13 protein-coding genes, 1 tRNA gene and 1 riboswitch are annotated in these 18956 nt (G+C 70.9%); of the genes, 2 read left to right on the top strand and 12 right to left on the bottom strand.

Annotated features, from left to right (window positions below; genetic code table 11):
- Positions 1 to 62: 62 nt before the first annotated feature.
- Positions 63 to 146 (bottom strand) — tRNA-Leu (locus tag ACIBTS_RS32005).
- A gap of 428 nt (positions 147 to 574) precedes the next feature.
- Here ACIBTS_RS32005 and ACIBTS_RS32000 point away from each other — a divergent pair.
- Positions 575 to 1345, top strand: coding sequence for an ABC transporter ATP-binding protein (locus tag ACIBTS_RS32000; protein WP_079661803.1), 771 nt, complete (start codon positions 575 to 577; stop codon positions 1343 to 1345).
- 63 nt (positions 1346 to 1408) lie between these two features.
- Positions 1409 to 3937 (top strand): ABC transporter permease, encoded by a 2529-nt coding sequence (locus tag ACIBTS_RS31995; RefSeq protein WP_399323994.1) that lies wholly within the window; start codon positions 1409 to 1411, stop codon positions 3935 to 3937.
- A 65-nt stretch (positions 3938 to 4002) separates the two neighbouring features.
- Here the strand turns inward: ACIBTS_RS31995 and ACIBTS_RS31990 are convergent, their stop codons facing one another.
- From ACIBTS_RS31990 to ACIBTS_RS31940, 11 genes are all read right to left on the bottom strand, one after another.
- On the bottom strand, positions 4003 to 5304 hold the full coding sequence (locus ACIBTS_RS31990; RefSeq protein WP_399323992.1) for a class I SAM-dependent methyltransferase: 1302 nt from the start codon (positions 5302 to 5304) through the stop codon (positions 4003 to 4005).
- Positions 5305 to 5549: 245 nt separating this feature from the next.
- Positions 5550 to 6953: an NAD(P)/FAD-dependent oxidoreductase gene (locus ACIBTS_RS31985; RefSeq protein ID WP_399323990.1), complete on the bottom strand. Its 1404-nt coding sequence runs from the start codon at positions 6951 to 6953 to the stop codon at positions 5550 to 5552.
- A gap of 479 nt (positions 6954 to 7432) precedes the next feature.
- A complete protein-coding gene (locus ACIBTS_RS31980) occupies positions 7433 to 8392 on the bottom strand; it encodes a Ppx/GppA phosphatase family protein (protein WP_319673201.1) in 960 nt (319 codons plus the stop codon).
- Positions 8389 to 9015: a DUF501 domain-containing protein gene (locus ACIBTS_RS31975; RefSeq protein WP_399323988.1), complete on the bottom strand. Its 627-nt coding sequence runs from the start codon at positions 9013 to 9015 to the stop codon at positions 8389 to 8391. Before ACIBTS_RS31975 ends, ACIBTS_RS31980 begins: the two co-directional genes overlap by 4 nt.
- A gap of 26 nt (positions 9016 to 9041) precedes the next feature.
- Complete coding sequence (locus ACIBTS_RS31970; RefSeq protein WP_399323986.1) at positions 9042 to 9518, bottom strand: septum formation initiator family protein; 477 nt, start codon at positions 9516 to 9518, stop codon at positions 9042 to 9044.
- Positions 9519 to 9661: 143 nt separating this feature from the next.
- A complete protein-coding gene (eno, locus tag ACIBTS_RS31965) occupies positions 9662 to 10951 on the bottom strand; it encodes a phosphopyruvate hydratase (RefSeq protein ID WP_099937247.1) in 1290 nt (429 codons plus the stop codon).
- A gap of 524 nt (positions 10952 to 11475) precedes the next feature.
- Positions 11476 to 12171: a transglycosylase family protein gene (locus ACIBTS_RS31960; protein ID WP_399323983.1), complete on the bottom strand. Its 696-nt coding sequence runs from the start codon at positions 12169 to 12171 to the stop codon at positions 11476 to 11478.
- Positions 12172 to 12174: 3 nt separating this feature from the next.
- A riboswitch (cyclic di-AMP (ydaO/yuaA leader) is annotated at positions 12175 to 12345 on the bottom strand.
- Positions 12346 to 12549: 204 nt separating this feature from the next.
- Positions 12550 to 13647: a transglycosylase family protein gene (locus ACIBTS_RS31955; RefSeq protein WP_399323981.1), complete on the bottom strand. Its 1098-nt coding sequence runs from the start codon at positions 13645 to 13647 to the stop codon at positions 12550 to 12552.
- A gap of 223 nt (positions 13648 to 13870) precedes the next feature.
- On the bottom strand, positions 13871 to 15235 hold the full coding sequence (locus ACIBTS_RS31950) for a cytochrome P450 (protein WP_399323979.1): 1365 nt from the start codon (positions 15233 to 15235) through the stop codon (positions 13871 to 13873).
- The gene (locus tag ACIBTS_RS31945) at positions 15232 to 17625 is read right to left on the bottom strand and encodes a hypothetical protein (RefSeq protein ID WP_399323977.1); all 2394 of its coding nucleotides are present in this window, start codon (positions 17623 to 17625) and stop codon (positions 15232 to 15234) included. The genes ACIBTS_RS31950 and ACIBTS_RS31945 overlap by 4 nt, the downstream gene beginning before the upstream one ends.
- Positions 17626 to 17668: 43 nt before the next feature.
- Positions 17669 to 18865, bottom strand: a complete 1197-nt coding sequence (locus ACIBTS_RS31940) for a nucleoside triphosphate pyrophosphohydrolase (protein WP_399323975.1) — start codon at positions 18863 to 18865, stop codon at positions 17669 to 17671.
- Positions 18866 to 18956 lie beyond the last annotated feature (91 nt).

The raw sequence follows: 18956 nt of genomic DNA, 5'->3' as shown, positions 1-18956 counted from the left end.
TGTCAACGGTCGAGGCGGTCGATACCTCACGGAAGGATGCGCGATCGACAAGGCGTCGGAAGTGCCCAGAGCCGGACTTGAACCGGCACGCCCGCGAAGGGGCAGCGAGGTTTAAGCTCGCCGTGTCTGCATTCCACCATCTGGGCAGGCCGAGGGCTCCGCTTGAGCTTCCGACCCTATCGGGATCCGTCCCCCGATCAGCGGACGGGCAGACCCGATGTTGTCTTATTTTATTGATGTCTGAGGGTGCATCAGCACACGGAACTGGCCATCCGCACTTGCCAGTAGCCTCGCGGGAGGCAACCGCTTGCGTATGCGGAATGACGGAATTTCACCGCCAGAACAAGGGTGCTCCACCGGTTCTTGACACTTGCTCAACGACTGGGCGGCCCCAAGGACGCGTAGGGGCGCGGGTCATCCCCAGGTATGACACGGCGGCCACTGGTCCGACTCGAGTCTGCCTTCGGAACCGGAACAGCGGCTGACTACACGACGGCCGGCGGCCGGGACGATGGTTCACGTCCCCGAGACCCACCGTCCCGCCATACCGTCGTCCCGACAGGAGCTCACGCCCGTGACCACCAGCCCCCTCGCCGAGCGCACCACCGCAGTGGCCGCGCGTGCCACGGACCTGTCGAAGATCTACGGACAGGGCGAGACCCAGGTCGTCGCTCTGGACCGGGTCTCGGTCGACTTCCGGCAGGCCGAGTTCACCGCGATCATGGGGCCCTCGGGCTCCGGCAAGTCCACGCTGATGCACTGCGTGGCGGGCCTCGACACCTTCTCCTCCGGCTCCGTGCGCATCGGCGACACCGAGCTCGGCTCGCTGAAGGACAAGCAGCTCACGAAACTGCGCCGGGACAAGATCGGGTTCATCTTCCAGGCGTTCAACCTGCTGCCGACGCTGACGGCGATCGAGAACATCACCCTCCCGATGGACATCGCGGGCCGTAAGCCGGACAAGGAGTGGCTGGAAACGGTCATCCGGATGGTGGGTCTCGCCGACCGACTCGGCCACCGTCCCTCGCAGCTCTCCGGCGGTCAGCAGCAGCGCGTCGCCGTCGCCCGCGCCCTGGCGTCCCGGCCCGACATCGTCTTCGGCGACGAGCCGACCGGCAACCTGGACTCCCGCTCGGGCGCCGAGGTGCTGGGCTTCCTGCGCAACTCCGTGCGGGATCTGGGGCAGACGGTGGTGATGGTCACCCACGACCCGGTGGCCGCGGCGTACGCGGACCGGGTGGTCTTCCTCGCGGACGGGCGCATCGTCGACGAGGTGTACGGACCGACGGCCGAGTCGGTGCTGGACCGAATGAAGCAATTCGACGCCAAGGGCCGCACCAGCTGATCCCGTCCGATCCCGTCCGGGACCGACCGCTCGTCGACGAGCAGGACTGAGAAGACAACACCCATGTTCCGTACCGCCTTGCGCAACGTGCTCGCGCACAAGGCCCGGCTCCTGATGACCGTGCTCGCCGTGATGCTCGGCGTGGCCTTCGTGTCGGGGACCCTGGTCTTCACCAACACCCTCTCCAACGCCCTGCAGAACAGCTCCGCCAAGGGCTTCGACCAGGTCGACGTCGCCGTCACCGCGCTGGCCCAGCCGGACGTCGACGACCGCATCGGCAAGACGCCCGAGCTGACCCAAGCCCTGCTGGAGCGGAGCGCGAAGGTTCCGGGCGCCGCGTCGGCCGTCGGAGTCGTCAACGGCTTCACCGCCATCGCCGACAAGGACGGCAAGCTCATCGGCGGCGGCTTCCAGTCGCAGGGCGCCAACTACTGGGGGGACAAGGACGCCCGGTACCCGCTCGCCGAGGGGCGCACGCCGAGCGGCAGGGGCGAGGTCCTCATCGACGCCAAGACCGCCGAGCGGGCCGGGTACAAGGTCGGCGACACCGTGCGGATCTCCGTCGACGGCCCCGTCCTCACCCCGAGGATCACCGGGATCTTCACCACCGACGACGGCAACGTCACCGCCGGCGGCAGCCTCGCCCTCTTCGACACGGCGACCGCCCAGCAGCTGTTCGGCAAGACCGGCACCTACGACGAGATCGACGTGAAGGCCGCTGCCGGCACCTCGCAGGGCGCCCTGAAGGCGGCCCTGGACACGGCCCTGCCGAAGGGCAAGGTGGAGACCACCACCGGCAGGCAGCTCGCCGACGACCAGGCCGAGATGATCTCCGCGTCGATGAGCGGGCTGAAGCAGGGCCTGCTGGTCTTCGCCGGTATCGCGCTCTTCGTCGGCACCTTCATCATCGCCAACACCTTCACCATGCTGGTCGCCCAGCGCACCAAGGAGCTCGCGCTGCTGCGGGCCGTCGGGGCCTCGCGCCGCCAGGTGACGCGGTCGGTGCTGATCGAGGCGTTCGTCGTCGGCACGGTCGCCGGGGTGACGGGTCTGGTCGCCGGCATCGGCATCGGGGCCGGGCTGCGCTCGCTGCTGGGGACGCTGGGGGCGACCGTCCCCGACGGGCCGCTCATCGTCTCGCCCGGCACGATCGCCGCCGCCCTCCTGGTGGGCGTCGTCATCACCATGCTGGCCGCGTGGCTGCCCGGCCGCCGGGCCGCGAAGATTCCGCCGGTGGCGGCCATGAGCAGCGTGCACGCCACCGCCACCACCAAGTCGCTCGTCCTGCGCAACACCCTCGGCGCCCTGTTCTCGGCGGCGGGCGTGGCCGTGATCCTGGCCGCGACGACCATGGACGGCAGCGACGGCCAGGCCCCCATGGGGCTGGGCGCGGGCCTGCTCATCATCGGCGTGTTCATCCTGACCCCGCTGCTGTCGCGGCCGCTGATCGCGGCCGCCGCCCCCGTCCTGCGGATCTTCGGGGTGTCCGGCAAGCTGGCTCGGCAGAACTCGGTGCGCAACCCGCGCCGGACCGCGGCCACGGCCTCCGCGCTGATGATCGGCCTGACCCTGATCACCGGCATGACGGTGATGGCGGGCAGTCTGCAGAACGCCATCGACAAGATGGCGTCCTCCGCGATCCGGGCCGACTACGTCGTGTCGATGGCCAACGGCAACGAGCTCTCCGCCGGCATCGACCAGAAGCTGAAGGCCACCGACGGGGTGACCGCCACCAGCCCGATGCGGGCCGGGTACGGGCGGGTCGGCGGCACGACCGAGAACCTCACCGGCGTCACCGGCTCCACCATCGGCGAGCTGACCGACCTCAAGGTCGACGACGGCGCGTTCAAGGTGGGCGGCGCGCAGGTCGCCGTCGACGAGAACGTCGCCAAGTCCCACGGCTGGAAGGCCGGTTCGGCGTTCACGATGAACTACGAGGACGGCAGGAAGCAGCAGCTGACGGTCGCCGCGGTCTACGAGGGCAACGAGCTCATCGACGGCATCCTCCTGGACACCTCGGTCCTCACCCCTCATCTGGAGTCCCCGGCCGACCGGCGGGTCCTGGTCAAGACCTCCGCCGGCGCCTCGGACGGCACGAAGGACAAGCTGGAGACGGCCCTCGGCGCCAACCCGGCCATCAAGGTCCAGAGCAAGAAGGACCTGTCCAACGAGGTCGCGAAGATGTTCACGCTGATGCTGAACATGCTCTACGGGCTGCTCGCGATGGCCGTGATCGTCGCCGTCCTCGGCGTCATCAACACCCTGGCGATGTCGGTCTTCGAGCGCTCCCAGGAGATCGGCATGCTGCGCGCCATCGGCCTGGACCGGCGCTCGGTCAAGCGGATGGTCCGCCTGGAGTCCCTCGTCATCTCGCTCTTCGGCGGGGTGCTCGGCCTCGGCCTCGGCGTGTTCTTCGGCTGGGCGGCCGGTGAGCTGATCGGCACGAAGATGGCGACGTACGAGCTTGTCCTGCCGTGGGGCCGGATGGCTCTCTTCCTGGTGCTGGCGGCCGGGGTGGGCATCCTGGCGGCGCTGTGGCCGGCCCGGCGGGCGTCCCGGCTGAACATGCTGTCCGCGATCAAGTCGGAGTAGCTTCGAGGGCGGGCAGAGGGCCCCCGGCGCCGTACGTGCGGCGCCGGGGGCCCTCTGCCCGGCCGTCAGTTCCAGGTGCGGGCGCGCAGGGGCATCCCGGAGGCGCCCGACTCGGGGGTGCGGACGGCCAGGACCTGGTTGACGCCGATGCGGTTGCGTTCGAAGGCGACGGCGGAGGCGGCCATGTAGAGCCGCCAGACGCGGGCCCGGCCGGGACCGGTGAGGTGGACGGCCCGCTCCCAGCCGGCCTCCAGACGGGCCACCCAGCTGCGCAGGGTGAGGGCGTAGTGCTCACGGATCGACTCGACGTCGCGGACCTCGAAGCCGGCGCGTTCGAGCTGGGTGACCGTGGTGCCGACGGGGGCGAGTTCGCCGTCGGGGAAGACGTAGGCGTCGATGAACGCGTCCACGTCGTACGTCGACTCGTCGCGTTGCGGGCGGCGGGCGATCTGGTGGTTGAGCAGCCGGCCGCCCGGTCCGGTCAGCGCGAACAGGGCCTGGGCGTACTCCAGGTACTTCGCGGAGCCGACGTGTTCCGCCATGCCGATGGAGGAGATCGCGTCGAACGGGCCGTCGGTGACGTCCCGGTAGTCCTGGACGCGGATCTCGACCTTGTCGGTGAGCCCGGCGTCGGCGACGCGTTTACGGGCGTACGCCGCCTGCTCCTGGGAGAGGGTGATCCCGACGACGTTCGCGCCGTGCTCGCGGGCCGCGTGGACGGCGAGGGAGCCCCAGCCGCAGCCGACGTCCAGCAGCCGCTTCCCGGGCCCCAGGTCGAGCTTGCGGCAGACGAGTTCGAGCTTGTCGCGCTGCGCGGTCTCCAGGGTGCTCTCGGGGCTCTGGTCGCCGGACTCCCAGTAGGCGCAGGAGTACACCATGGACGGGCCGAGGACGAGTTCGTAGAAGTCGTTGCCGACGTCGTAGTGGTGGCTGATGGCGCGTCTGTCGGTGTGGCGGGTGTGGAGATGACGGGCTCTGCGGACCTCCTCGCGGGGCGGGGCGGGCGGCAACGGGGGCCCGGCCAGTCGCAGCAGCCCCCGCACGGCCGCGCGGAACCCGGGGTCGCGCAGGGCCTGGGCGAGGGTACGGGCGTCCTCGCCGCGTTCCCAGACGAGGCCGGAGAGCAGGTCGAGCGCGACGTACAGGTCGCCCTCGATCTCCAGGTCGCCGGCCACCCAGGCGCGGGCGAGGCCCAGTTCGCCCGGTTTGAACAGGAGACGACGCAGGGCCCTGCGGTTGCGTACGACCAGAACGGGCGCGTCGGGCGGGCCCGCCTGCGAACCGTCCCAGGCGCGGACGCGTACCGGGAGCGGGGCCCCCAGCAACTGTTCGACGAGCGCATGGAGCCGCGGCGCGGCGTCAGCCATGATGCACACCTCCGTGACGGTGATCCCGGAATGTCCTGACACCACGTAAACACCAGCGAAGCCGCAGCGCAGTCCCCCATGCGCGTTACAGCTGAGCAAACTCCGCCGCCCTCCCGCCCGGCGGCAGGGCGATGGCAGGGCGGCGGGCACGCCGAAGGGGCCGCCCGCACCACGGATGGCGGACGGCCCCTTCGGGGGTGTTTCGGTGACCGGCGGTCAGCGGACCGCAGGTCGGGTGACCGAGGTCAGGAGGCCTTGGCCTTCTCGCTCTCGGGCTTCGCGCTCTTCTCGGCGGCCGGCTTGGCGGCGACCGGGGCCGGCTTCGCGGCCTCGTAGAACTCCTCGCGCGGCGACTCCAGGGCGCCCAGCGCCACGACCTCGCGCTTGAGGAACATGCCGAGGGTCCAGTCGGCGAAGACGCGGATCTTGCGGTTCCACGTCGGCATCGCCATGCCGTGGTAGCCACGGTGCATGTACCAGGCGAGGCGGCCCTTGAGCTTGATCTTCATCTTGCCCATGACGATCATCGCGACGCCCTTGTGGAGGCCGAGGCCCGCCACCGCACCCTTGTTGGAGTGCGCGTACTCCTTCTGCGGGAAGCCCCGCATGCCGGAGATCACGTTGTCGCCGAGGACCCTGGCCTGACGCAGCGCGTGCTGCGCGTTCGGCGGGCACCAGGCGTTCTCGACGCCGGCCTTGCGGGCGGCGACGTCCGGGACCTGGGCGTTGTCGCCGGCGGCCCAGATGTAGTCGGTGCCCTGCACCTGGAGGGTGGGCGCGGTGTCGACGTGGCCGCGGGGGCCCAGCGGGAGGCCGTAGCGGGCCAGGACCGGGTTGGGCTTGACGCCGGCGGTCCACACGATGGTGTTGGAGTCGACCTCGAGGCCGTTCTTCAGGACGACGTGGCCGTCGACGCAGGAGTCCATCGAGGTGGAGAGGTAGATCTCCACGCCCCGGCTCTCCAGGTGCTCCTTGCCGTACTGGCCGAGCTTCGGGCCGACCTCGGGCAGGATCTTGTCCGCGGCGTCGACGAGGATGAAGCGCATGTCCTCGCGGGACACGGTCTTGTAGTACTTGGCCGCGTCGCGGGCCAGGTCCTCGACCTCACCGATGGTCTCCGCGCCGGCGAACCCGCCGCCGACGAAGACGAAGGTGAGCGCCTTGCGGCGGATCTCCTCGTCGGTGGTGGAGTCGGCCTTGTCCAGCTGCTCGAGGACGTGGTTGCGCAGGCCGATGGCCTCCTCGACGCCCTTCATGCCGATGCCCTGCTCGGCGAGGCCGGGGATCGGGAAGGTGCGGGAGACCGCGCCGAGCGCGATCACCAGGTAGTCGAAGGGCAGCTCGTACGCCTCGCCGACCAGCGGGGCTACGCGCGCGACCTTGCGGTCCTGGTCGATGGTGGTGACCCGACCGGTGAGAACCTCCGCCTTGGGCAGCACGCGTCGCAGCGGGACGACGACGTGACGCGGGGAGATGTTGCCGGCGGCGGTTTCGGGGAGGAAGGGCTGGTAGGTCATGTACGACCGGGGGTCGACGACCGTGACGGTCGCCTCGCCGTAGCGCATCTTCTTGAGAATGCGCCGAGCTGCGTACAGGCCTACGTACCCACCGCCTACTACGAGGATCCTGGGACGCTCCGTGGTGCTCATGCCATCGAGTATCCACCCGCTCAAGGGGGGTCGCTCGTGCGCCCCTTCACAAGCTTGTGGAGGGTGTGTGCTATCCTCCGCCGCTCGCGTGATCCACGTCATGGCGCGGAACCGGAACCTGTGTACTCGGGGTGCCGTTGTCAATGCCGCGTGAGCTGCCTCTCCGGGCCTGGAAGCCCTCCGTGAGGCGGGCACGGAAGCGCCGTCGGGCCCGGCCGCGAAACGTCCGCGGCTGCCTCTTTTGAACACGTTCACACAGGTGTCGGGCCCCCGGAAGGGTCAACCGGACTCACTTCATCCTCCGACAGGGCCGAATTCCTTGTGAAGAACTTCACGAAGTTTTCCGGCGGCCTGTCGCGGAGAACCGTTTCGGGGCCTCGCACCGGCCTCCCGGCCCGCTCATGCGTCATTCGCGCTGCTCAGCAGAGTGCCCCCGAGGGCCCGCTTCCCCAGGGTTTCACCCCGTGCCCCCGCCGCTCTCACGCCTGCTCGGCGTCCTCCGCCACCTTGAACGCGATGCCGTCGAGGATGTCGTGCTCGCTCACCACGACCTCCTCCGCGCCGATCCGCTCCATGATCGACAGGAGGACGAGGGCGCCCGCCGCGATCACGTCGACCCGGCCCGGGTGCATCGCGCCGACCGCCGCGCGCTCGGCGTGCGTGGAGCGCAGCAGCCACTCGGTGATCTCGCGGACCTTGTCGCGCGGGACGCGGGAGTGGTGGATGGCCGCCGAGTCGTACTCGGGGAGGTTCTGGGCGATCGCCGAGACCGTCGTCACCGAGCCGGCCAGGCCGACCAGGGTGTGCGCCGCGCGCAGCGGAACCGTCTCCTCGGCGAGGTCGAGGGCCGCCTCGATGTCGGCGCGCATCGCCGCGACCTGCTCGGACGTCGGCGGGTCGGCGACCACGCCGTCCACGACCAGGTGCCGCTCCGTCATCCGCACACAGCCGACGTCGACCGAGCGGGCGGCCTGTACGTGCTCCTCGCCCACGACGAACTCGGTCGAGCCGCCACCGATGTCCACCACCAGGTAGGGCTTGGTGAGGTCGTCGCGGCCCGCCAGCTCCTTCGTCGCGCCGGTGAAGGAGAACTCGGCCTCCTGGTCGCCGGTGACGACCTCGGGCTCGACGCCCAGGATGTCCAGCACACCGCGCACGAACTCGTCGCGGTTCTCGGCGTCCCGGGAGGCGGAGGTGGCGACGAAGCGCACCCGCTGCGCGCCCAGTTCCTTGATGACGGCCGCGTACTCGCGGCAGGCGGCGAAGGTCCGCTCCAGCGCCTCGGGCGCGAGCCGGCCGGTGCGGTCGACGCCCTGGCCGAGACGGACGATCGTCATCCGGCGGTCCAGCTCGACCAGTTCACCCGTGACCGGGTCGGCGTCGGCGACGAGGAGACGGATCGAGTTCGTACCGCAGTCGACGGCGGCGACACGGCTCACTGCGCGTCCCCCTCGCCCGGCTTCGCGTCCTGGTCGACGGGCCTGAAGGCGAAGTGGCCCGCGCCGTCCTCGGAGACGTCCACCTGCCATCCCTCGCCGGTCTGCGGCCCGGAGGGCGTCACACAGGCCCCCTTGCGCCACCACTGCGGAAGCATCGCCAGGGCCTCGTCGCCGAGCGGGTTCACGCCCGGGCCGGCCGCCAGGGAGTGCGCCACGAGGACGTGCAGGCACTTCACCCGGTCCGGCATGCCGCCCGCGCTGGGGAAGTTCCTCAGCTCCTCGATCTCGTCCCGGCGCCGGATGTAGTCCTCGTGCGCGGCACGGTAGGAGGCGGCCAGCTCCGGGTCGGCCTGCAGCCGCTCCGTCATCTCCTTCATCACGCCGTTCGCCTCGAGCGTGCCGATCGCCGAGTTGGCCTTCGGGCACGTCAGGTAGTACAGCGTCGGGAAGGGGGTGCCGTCGGGCAGGCGGGGGGCCGTCTCGACGACGTCCGGCTGACCGCACGGGCAGCGATGCGCGATCGCGCGCAGGCCGCGCGGCGGGCGTCCGAGCTGCTGCTTGAAGGCCTCTACATCCGCGTCGGTGGGCTCGGTGCGCGGGGTGGTCGGCGGGGGAGTTTCCATACTTCCGGGGTTGTCTCTCTGTCGGTTCAGTGGTCGGCGGCGTCCGACTTGTCGACGCCGTCCCAGACGTTCGTGTACCAGGGGCGGTCGGCCGCCCCGAGGTCGGCGCGGGACTGCTTGGCCGCGTCCGGGTCGATCACGATGTAGCCGGTCTCCCCCGGCAGCACATAGTGCAGGCGCTGCCGGATCTGCTGCTCGGCGTACGCGTCGTCCTGCCAGCGCGCCTTGAGGTCGCGCAGCTGCTCGACGCGTTCGCCGGCCTGCTGCTTCTCGCGCTCCAGGTCGGCGATCTCGGCGCGCTGGGAGACGTACTGGCGCATGGGGTAGGCCAGGGCGACGATCAGCGTGCACAGGACGAGGGCGAGCAGCGCGGCGCGGCCGGTGAGGCGGGAGCGGCGGGCCTGGCGTTTGGTCTGGGAGCGGTAGACGCGGGCCGCGGTCTGCTCCCCGAGCAGCTTGATCCTCGTCGCGGTGGAGAACCGGTCCCGGTCCTTCGCGGCCATGTTCCCCCGCCTCCCGTCTCCCATGTGCGTACGTCCCCGCACACGGTACGGGACCGAGTACGGGGACGTACGTACGACTGGCTAAGGCTTGACCCCGTAAGGGTCAGCCCTTGCTGTGCTTGTCAGTTCGCGGAGCGCTGTGCCTACTGGTTCGCGGAGCGAAACCGGGGGAAGGCCGAGCGGCCCGCGTACACCGCGGCGTCGTCGAGGATCTCCTCGATGCGCAGCAGCTGGTTGTACTTGGCGACGCGCTCGGAGCGGGCCGGGGCGCCGGTCTTGATCTGGCCGCAGTTGGTGGCGACGGCGAGGTCGGCGATGGTGACGTCCTCGGTCTCGCCGGAGCGGTGCGACATCATGCACTTGAAGCCGCTGCGCTGGGCCAGCTCGACGGCGTCCAGCGTCTCGGTGAGCGAGCCGATCTGGTTCACCTTGACGAGCAGGGCGTTCGCGGCGCCCTCCTCGATGCCGCGGGCGAGACGCTCGGGGTTGGTGACGAACAGGTCGTCGCCGACGATCTGGACCTTGTCGCCGAGCTTGTCGGTGAGGACCTTCCAGCCGGCCCAGTCGTCCTCGAACAGCGGGTCCTCGATGGAGACGAGCGGGTAGGCCGCCACGAGCTCCTCGTAGTACTCGGTCATCTCCGCGGCCGAGCGGGACTTGCCCTCGAACTCGTACACGCCGTCCTTGTAGAACTCGGACGCGGCGACGTCGAGCGCGAGCGCGATCTGCTCGCCCGGCGCGTAACCGGCTTCCTTGATGGCCTCGAGGATGAGGTCGAGGGCCTCGCGGTTGGAGCCGAGGTTCGGGGCGAAGCCGCCCTCGTCGCCGAGGCCGGTGGACAGGCCCTTGGCCTTCAGCACCTTCTTGAGGGTGTGGTAGACCTCGGTGCCCCAGCGCAGGGCCTCGGAGAAGGACTCCGCGCCGATCGGGGCGATCATGAACTCCTGGATGTCCACATTGGAGTCGGCGTGCGAGCCGCCGTTCAGGATGTTCATCATCGGCACCGGCAGCAGGTGCGCGTTGGGGCCGCCCAGGTAGCGGAAGAGCGGGAGGTCGCTGGCCTCGGAGGCGGCGTGGGCGACGGCGAGGGAGACGCCGAGGATGGCGTTGGCGCCGAGCGAGCCCTTGTTGTCGGTGGCGTCCAGGTCGAACATGGCCTGGTCGATCAGACGCTGCTCGGTGGCGTCGTAGCCGACGAGCTCCGGGCCGATCTGCTCGATGACGGCGAGGACGGCCTTCTCGACACCCTTGCCCTGGTAGCGGTTCGGGTCACCGTCGCGCAGCTCGATGGCCTCGAAGGCGCCGGTGGAGGCGCCGGACGGGACGGCGGCACGACCGGTGCTGCCGTCGTCGAGGCCGACCTCGACCTCGACGGTGGGGTTCCCTCGCGAGTCGAGGATTTCCCGGGCTACGACGACGTCGATGGACGGCACGAGCATCTCCTTCTTGGGATGTGACGCTGAGAGTGCGGGGCCCGTGGGCCTTGCGACTAGAGCCTAACCGCCCGACGGGCGTCGGCAGCCGACCGACCGCCCTGTGGACGAACTGACCGTACACATTGTTCCCGCTCGGAACAAAGAGCGGGTGACAAACAGGCGAAGAAAGCGCGCGAGGCAAACGGGCGGCGGGGAGAGAGGGCAGCGAGCCGAGCGGCAGCGAGCCGAACAGGGGCGAGGCGAACGGCAGCGAGCCGAACAGGGGCGAGGCGAACGGCAGCGAGCCGAACAGGGGCGAGCCGAGCGGCAGCGAGCCGAACGGGGGCGAGGCGAACGAGGGCGCGGCGAACGAGGGCGAGGCGAGCGGGCAAAGAGAAACCCCGCTCCGGTGCGTACGGGGGAACACGCACCGGAGCGGGGAGCCCGTGGGGACGGGGGGTGACCCTCACGAGGTCTTCAGTGTGCCGACCTCGGATGTGAGGGTGCTGTGGCTTCTCTGGGTCCGCTCTGGGAGCCGGGGATCACTTCAGGTGCAGCTGCTGACCCGGGTAGATGAGGTCGGCGTCCGCGACGATGTCCTTGTTCAGCTGGAACAGCTTCTGCCAGCCGCCCTTGACCTTGTGCTTCTCGGCTATGGAGCTGAGGGTGTCGCCCTTGACGACCTTGTACTCGCCGTCGCCCTTCTTGACCTTCTTGCCGGTCGGCGTGGTGACCGTCTTGGAGGCGGCCGGGCGGTCGGTGGAGCGGGAGGCGCTCTGGTTCCCGGTCGAGCGGGTGCCGGCGCTGCTGGAGCCGGAGCCGCCGGTGCTGCTCGACGAGCCGGAGGAGCTGCTGCCGTTGTAGGCGGCGCCGGACAGGCCCGTGCCGCAGACCGGCCAGGCGCCCTTGCCCTGGGAGGCGAGGACCTTCTCGGCGACGGCGATCTGCTGCGACTTGGAGGCCTGGTTGGCCTGCGCGGCGTACTGCGTACCGCCGTAGGCGGCCCAGGTGGAGGCGGAGAACTGCAGGCCGCCGTAGTAGCCGTTGCCGGTGTTGATGGACCAGTTGCCGCCGGACTCGCACTGGGCGACCGCGTCCCACTCGGAGGCGGTGGCGGCGGAGGCGTTGCCTGCCGCCATCAGCGGGGCGGCGATGGCGACGCCGGTGACGCCGGCCAGCGCGGCGACGCGGGTGGCCTTGGACGGACGACGGTGCTTGCCCTTGCCCGAAAACAGCATGGTGGATCCCCTCACCGACGCCTGCGAGGTGAGCTGTCGGGTTCGGGCCGGTTGAGTTGCCCGGCCACGCTCTCGCTTTCACGAGGCGCGGCTTCACCCCAAGCCGCTCCGGTCAACTGCCCGGTGCGGCGCTTACCTTGGGTCCCCCGCTCCTGCCTACGGCGCTTGACGCGACGACTGTTCCCGGGCTGCCACTGGCAGGATTCGGCGTTGCGACGGCCGGGGCTCGGGTTGCCGAGCGGGACGACCGTAGACACGCGATCCGCGGAATTTCAAAGACGATCAGGGCTTCTGAGACTCATCCCACACTTTCACCAAACCGGACATTCGGCGCGAAGTATGACGTGAACTCCCGCTGTTTTTCTTGGGTTTTGCGCCCTATTCAACCCCTGTGTCGAGGGTCTGACCGGGGACGATGTCGCTCGGGTCGGCGCCGATGAGGCCCTTGTTCTCGGCATAGAGGGCGCGCCATCCGCCGTCGAGGCCAAGGGAGTCGGCGATGGAGGCGAGCGAGTCGCCCTCCTGGACGACGTAGGTGGCCGCGGCGTGCCGGCCGGCGGAGGCGGTCGTGGCGCCGTCGACGGCGGCGGCACGGTCGGCGGCGGCGCTCTTGGTCGTGTTCTCCTCGGCGGTGGCGCCGCGGTGTCGGCCCGAGCCGAGGGAGCCGGTGTCGACGAGGCTCCAAGAGCCCGCATCCTGGACCGACTTGTCCGGATCGTCCGCTTCCGGGGCCCCGGCGGGTGAGCCGCCGGTCGCCTGCGCGTCACCCTGGCCGCCGGAGCCGTCGGACGCGCCGGCGCCGGTGGAGCCGCCCGCACCGGTGGAGGAAGAGGACGAGGGGGACGAAGGGGACGAAGGCGACGCGGAGGGTGAACTCGATGAATTGCCGGACGAGTCAGACGACCCAGACGAGCCGGACGAGCCGGAGGAACCAGTCGAACCGGTCGAACCGTCACCGCTGCCCGAAGAGTTCGAGGAACCCGTGGAGCCGGACGATCCCGACGACCCCGACAGCCCCCTGGACAGGTCGGACAATCCGGAGGAGGCCGACGAGTCGGACGAGTCGTCCGCCACGCCGGTGTCCACGTTCAGCGCGCCGTTCGCCCGGGTGAGCCCGGAGGTCAGCCCACAGGTGCCCCAGGCGCCGATGTTCTCGGCCGCGAGCAGTTTCTGCGCCACCGCGATCTGCTGGTTGCGGCTGGCCAGGTCGGGGCGCGTCGCATAGTCGAGCCCCCCGTACGTCTCCCACTGCTTCTGGGTGAGACTCAGGCCGCCGTACTCGCCGTCGCCCTTGTCGGCGCTCCACGAGCCGCCGGTCTCGCACTGCGCCACCTTGTCCCACACCGTGCCGTCGGCGGCACTCGCGCCCGAGGCGGCGAGCAGCGGGATGGCGATGGCGGAGCCCGTCACTCCGGCCGCGACGAGCAGCGCCGGGGCCTGGCGGGGGCGACGGTGTCGACCGTTCCCGGAGAGCATGCGAGGGGCCTTTCTCTGGACAGCAGTACCAGCGCGGCGGGTGAGACTGACGCGTCGCGCTGACGAGTGAACGTATCGGCAGACGATCACTTGTCACAAGTTAATGCCGCGCAGATCACGTGAAGATCACAGACTTGAGGATCGCTCACCTTCACTTCCCCGAATGGTCACACTCCGGCTGACGTGCGATCAGGAATGCGCCCAGAGTGCGCCCAGAGTGCGCTCAGAGTGCGGTCGGATTGCCCTCGCCGTGCACAGGCGTGAACTCCACCGGCAAGGTCCGCAGGCCCCGCATGATGAGCCCGCCACGCCACCTCAAGTCCGCCGGATCCACGGCCGGTCGAAGGTCGGGCAGCCGGGTCAGGAGCGTGGCCAGCGCCGTCTGTCCCTCCAGCCGGGCCAGCGGGGCCCCCAGGCAGTAGTGGATGCCGTGGCCGTAGCCGAGATGCTGGTTGTCACGGCGGGAGAGATCGAGCGTGTCGGGGTCCGTGAAGCGGGCCGGGTCGCGGTCGGCGGCCGCCAGGACGACGAGCACGGGGTCGCCGGGCGCGATGTCCTGCCCGCCGATGCTGAGTGGCTCGGTCGCGAACCGCCAGGTGGCGAGCTCCACGGGACCGTCGTAGCGCAGGAGTTCCTCCACGCCGGTCTCCAGCAGGTCCCGCTGCCCGGACGCGAGGGATGCCTGCAACCGCGCCCGCTGCTCCGGGTGGGAAAGCAGGGCGTGGAGGCCGTTGCCGATCAGGTTGACGGTGGTCTCGAAGCCGGCGAAGAGAAGGATGAAGGCCATGGCCGCGGCCTCGTTCTCGGTGAGGTGCTCACCGTGGTCGGAGGCGCGGATCAGGCCCGAGATGAGGTCCTCGCCGGGGGCCGGGTCGGCGGGGAGCTCGGCGCGCTTGCGGTGGATCAGCTCCAGCAGGTAGCCGCGCATCTTCTTCACCGACCGCGCGACCCCGCCGCGGGGCCCGCCGCCGTGCCGGATCATCATCCCCGCCCAGTCGCGGAAGTCGTCCTGGTCCTCGCGGGGAACGCCCAGCAGGTCGCAGATGGCGTAGATGGGGAGGGGGAAGGCGAAGTCGTGGATGAGGTCCGCCTCTCCCCGGGCGGTGAACCCGTCGATCAGCCGGTCCGTCAACTCCTGGACGCGGGGCGCGAACTCGGCGACCCGGCGCGGCGTGAACGCCTTGCTGACGAGCCGTCGCAGCCGGGTGTGGTCCGGCGGGTCGATGTTGAGCAGATGCGTCATCAGCTCGGCCTTGCGCTCACCGGGAATGCCGGTCTTGCCCTTGGCGTGGGCGGGCTCGTCGTGATGCGCGGGGTTCTTGGACAGCCGCTGGTCGGCGAGGGCCTGTTTCGCGTCGGCGTAACGGGTGACCAGCCAGGCCTCGACCCCGCTGGGCAGCCGGGTGCGGTGCACGGGCGCGTGCTCGCGCAGCCAGGCGTAGGCGGGGTAGGGGTCGGTGGCGAACTCCCAGGTGAAGAGGGCGGGAGCGGACGGGACGTCGGTCGGGGGGGCGGCCGGGGCGTGGGTCGGCGGGTCGGTCGGGGCGTGGGCCGGCGGGTCGGTCGGGGGGTGGGGCTGGTTGGTCACTCCTCGACGGTAGCGGGGTTCCCGGCGTGCTCTGCGAGCGCCTTCATCGCACCCGGGTGCCCCATGTCGGCGGCTTTGCCGTACCAGAGGACGGCTTCGGCGGGATCGTTCTGCTTGTCGAGGAGGGACGCCAGGCGGTAGGCGGCGTAGGCGTCACCGTTGGCACACCCCTGTTCGTAGTGACCGCGGGCCTGCTCCGGAAACCCCGCCTTCTCCGTCACGGCCCCGAGGTGGGCGGCGTCCAGCGGGTGACCGGACGCGAAGTACGCCGCGGCGTCCATCAGGCTCCCGCTCGGCTCCTGCGCGTCGTTCAGCAGACGGGTGGCCTCCTCGTCGCCCGCTGCGGCGGCACGGGTGAGCAGCACCTCCGCGATCTCGGTCTCATGGCGCAACAGGAAGTAGACGGCCACACTGCGGGCGACCGGGGCGTACCCCTGCGTCTCGGCCTCCATGTAGTAGGACGCCGCCTGGCTCAGCTCACCCCGCCCGAGCAGCAGATCGCCCAGCCGGTGTGCCGCCGCCATGTCACCCCCGCTCACGGCCTCGCGCAGCGCCTGCTCGGCCAGCGCCAGATGGGCCTCGCCGACCAGCCTCAGCTCCTGGCCGCCCGGCTTCTGCTCCGCCGCCGCCCGCAGGTACGGCAGCGCCTGTTCCGCCTCTCCCCTCGCCAGCAGCAGCGCGCCGAGCCGCCCGGACAGCTCCTTCTTGCCCGCGTCCACGGCCTTGCGGAACCACTCCAGCGCCGTGGCCTCGTCCTCGTTGTCCTCGGCGAGCAGGCCGAGCATGTGCATGGCCTCGGCGTCGCCGTCCTCCGCGCGGACCGCGAAGACGGCGTGCGCGGTCGTCCGCACATTGCGGTGCACCTCGGCGTCGTACGCCGTGCCCGCCAGCGCGCAGCGCCAGACGGCGATCGGTATGCCCGTCCCCGACGAGGCCCGCTCGGCGTCGACGACGAGTGAGCCGTACGGCCGCCAGGTCTCGTCGCTGTCCCCCACCCGACGCGGCGCTCCGGGCACCAGCAACCCGGTGACGTCGTGGCGCAGTTGCCGGGCCCAGTCCAGCGCCTCCTGGAACGACTGCCGCTCCAGCCGCCCGGCCGGCTGCCGCGCCGTATAGCACTGGCAGGCCTCGTGCAGCAGCCGCCGGGGGATGTCGCCGGTGACCCCGCAGCGGGCCAGGTCCGTCGCGGCCCGGATCAGCAGATTCCCGTACGGGTGACGGCTGTTGGAGAGGCCGGAGCGGTGCCACAGTTCCCTGAGTTCCGCGCCGATGGCCAGGTACTGGGTGACTCCGGTCGAGCCGCGCCACCGCTCGGCCTCGTCGAGCCGGGCGTCGAACGCGGCGCGGAGCCGGCCCAGCTCCTGGGGGGTCCACGTGGAGCTCACCGGCTCCGAACGGGCCAGACTGAGCACCTGGGACGCCGGTCCGGGCGCGAAGCGGCGCGTTTCGTACGCGTCGTCGCTCATCGTGGCCACCACCGGGACGCCCAGCGCCTTCAGCTCGGCCAGCAGACCCAGGGTCAGCCCGTGTTCGCCGAGGTGGTGCTCCAACTCGTCCAGCCACAGCACGTACGTGCCCTGCCGACCGCGCAGCAGGGCAGGCAGTCCGCGCAGGTCGGTGCCGTGGGCGGGCGCGTACACCCGGGCGCGGGGGTCCAGGTCGCCGACCACGGCGGCCCAGGCCGTCCTCGACTTGCCCGTGAGCGGTCCGCCCGTGATCACCAGCAGCCGGTACTGCGCGCTCCAGCCGCGCAGCCGCTCATCGAGATCACGGGGAACATACGGCGGCAGGCCGGGGTCCCCGTAGTGCCGCTCGGTGGGCCGGACGCCGAGCGTCACCGGGTCGGCGTCCTCCACCGCGGGCCAGTTGCCGGGGTCCGGCACGATGAAGACGCCGGGCGGCGAGGCGTAGGTCGTCTGGTTCAGGACGCCCACGACGGGGCCGCGGTAGTCCCCGCCGTAGAAGCCGACGATGTCGCCCGGAGGGATCCCGGGGACAGTGTCGCCCATAGGGAATGCGGGGACGTTGTCGCCCGTAGGGAATCCGGGGACGGTGTCGGCCGCGGAGCCGGACTCGGTCTCGGTCGGCTGCTGGAGCTCCGGCAGGTCGGCCATCAGCGCCCGCAGGTCTGCCGCCGCTTCCTGGCCTCCCGTGCCGGAGAGGGCCTCACGGAAGTAGCCGCGGAAGTAACCGACCTTGAAGTGCCGGGACTTGTCGGGCGGGAGAGGGGCGAGGATCCGGTCCAGCGAGGTGGACGTGTGGTCCGCGAGCCACTTCCGGAACGCCCAGCGCACCGTCTCCCGCTGCTCCGATCGCAGCCCCGCCTCCAGCACCTCGGCGCCCTTGGAGGCCAGCTCGTCCAGCTCGTCCAACTCGTCTTCCCTGCCCATACAAGCCCCCCGCGCCCCGCAGCCCGCTCAGGAGACCACCGTACTAACCCACCACCCCTTCGGTCGCCCGGATCGCGTCCCGATAGGCCCGCGCCGCCGCCCGCAGAGCCGCCTCCGGGTCCACGCCCTCCGCTTCCGCCCGCGCGGCGAGGGCCAGCAACTCGTAACCGATGCCTTCCGCGCCTATGTGCTCCGTGTCCCCGCCCTCGGCGCCGCTGCCCGCGAACACTCTGCCCTCGGCGTCTCTGCCCTCGAACCCTCTGCCCTTGGTGCTCAGGCCGTCGGTCTCCACGCCCGTGGCGTCCGCGGTCGTGGCGTCCGCGGCCGTGGCGTCCGCGGCCGTGCCCGAGCCCTCGGCCGTCGGCAGTGGCACGTTCAGGCCGGCCGTCCGGGCCCGGGAGGCCAGCTTCGCGGCGAGGGCCAGGCCCGGCTGGTGGAGAGGGACGCCGTCCGTCACCGACTCCCGCCGCTTCTCGGCCGCCTTCGTGCGCAGCCAGTGCTCCTTCACCTCTTCCGGGGTCGTGGCGGTGGCGTCGCCGAAGACATGGGGGTGGCGGTGGATGAGCTTGGCGACGATCGTGCCCGCGACGTCGTCGACGGAGAACGGGGACTCCTCGTCCTCCTCGGCGATACGGGCGTGGAAGACGACCTGGAGCAGGACGTCGCCCAGTTCCTCGCGGAGTTCGTCGTAGTCGCCGTCCTCGATCGCCTCGACCAGTTCGTAGGACTCCTCCACCGCGTACTTCGCCAGGCCCTTGTGGGTCTGCTGGGAGGACCACGGGCACTCGGCGCGGATGCGGTCCATGACCTGGACGAGGTCGAGGAGCCGGGCGCCGGGAAGGTCGTAGGAGGCGGGGAGGAGTTCCAGCTCGGGCATCGACACCCGGCCGGAGCCCGCCAGGCGGGCCAGACCGTCGGTGAGCGCCGGTTCGCCCTCGCCGGTGGCCACGACCACGAGCGTGCGGCCGCCGGCGCAGGCGGCGACGATGTCCTCGGCGGTCGGGGAGGCCTCCTCGACCGTTATGCCCGCGTCCCGCAGATAGGGCAGCTGCGGATGCGCGCCGTCCGCGCACAGCACCCGGTCCGCCGCGCGCAGAACCTGCCAGGCGGGCCAGGACAGCAGACCGGGGGCGACGCGGTGGCTGGTGGTGAGCAGGACGATGCGGCCGGCGGCGACGGCGGGACCGCCGACGGGCTCGCTGGACGGGCTGGATGGGCTCGACGGGCTGGATGCGTTCACACCTCGAACGTAACCCACACCCGCCGACGGCCCCACGAGTTGTCCACAGGCCCGGTGGATAAGTCATACCGGCCCGGCGCGGGGTCCGCGC

Origin of the sequence: Streptomyces sp. NPDC050121 (assembly GCF_044460385.1) — a bacterium.
GTDB classification, from domain to species: domain Bacteria; phylum Actinomycetota; class Actinomycetes; order Streptomycetales; family Streptomycetaceae; genus Streptomyces; species Streptomyces soliscabiei.
Note: the sequence above shows the minus strand (reverse complement) of the source record. Positions and strands in the feature narration are given on the sequence as shown.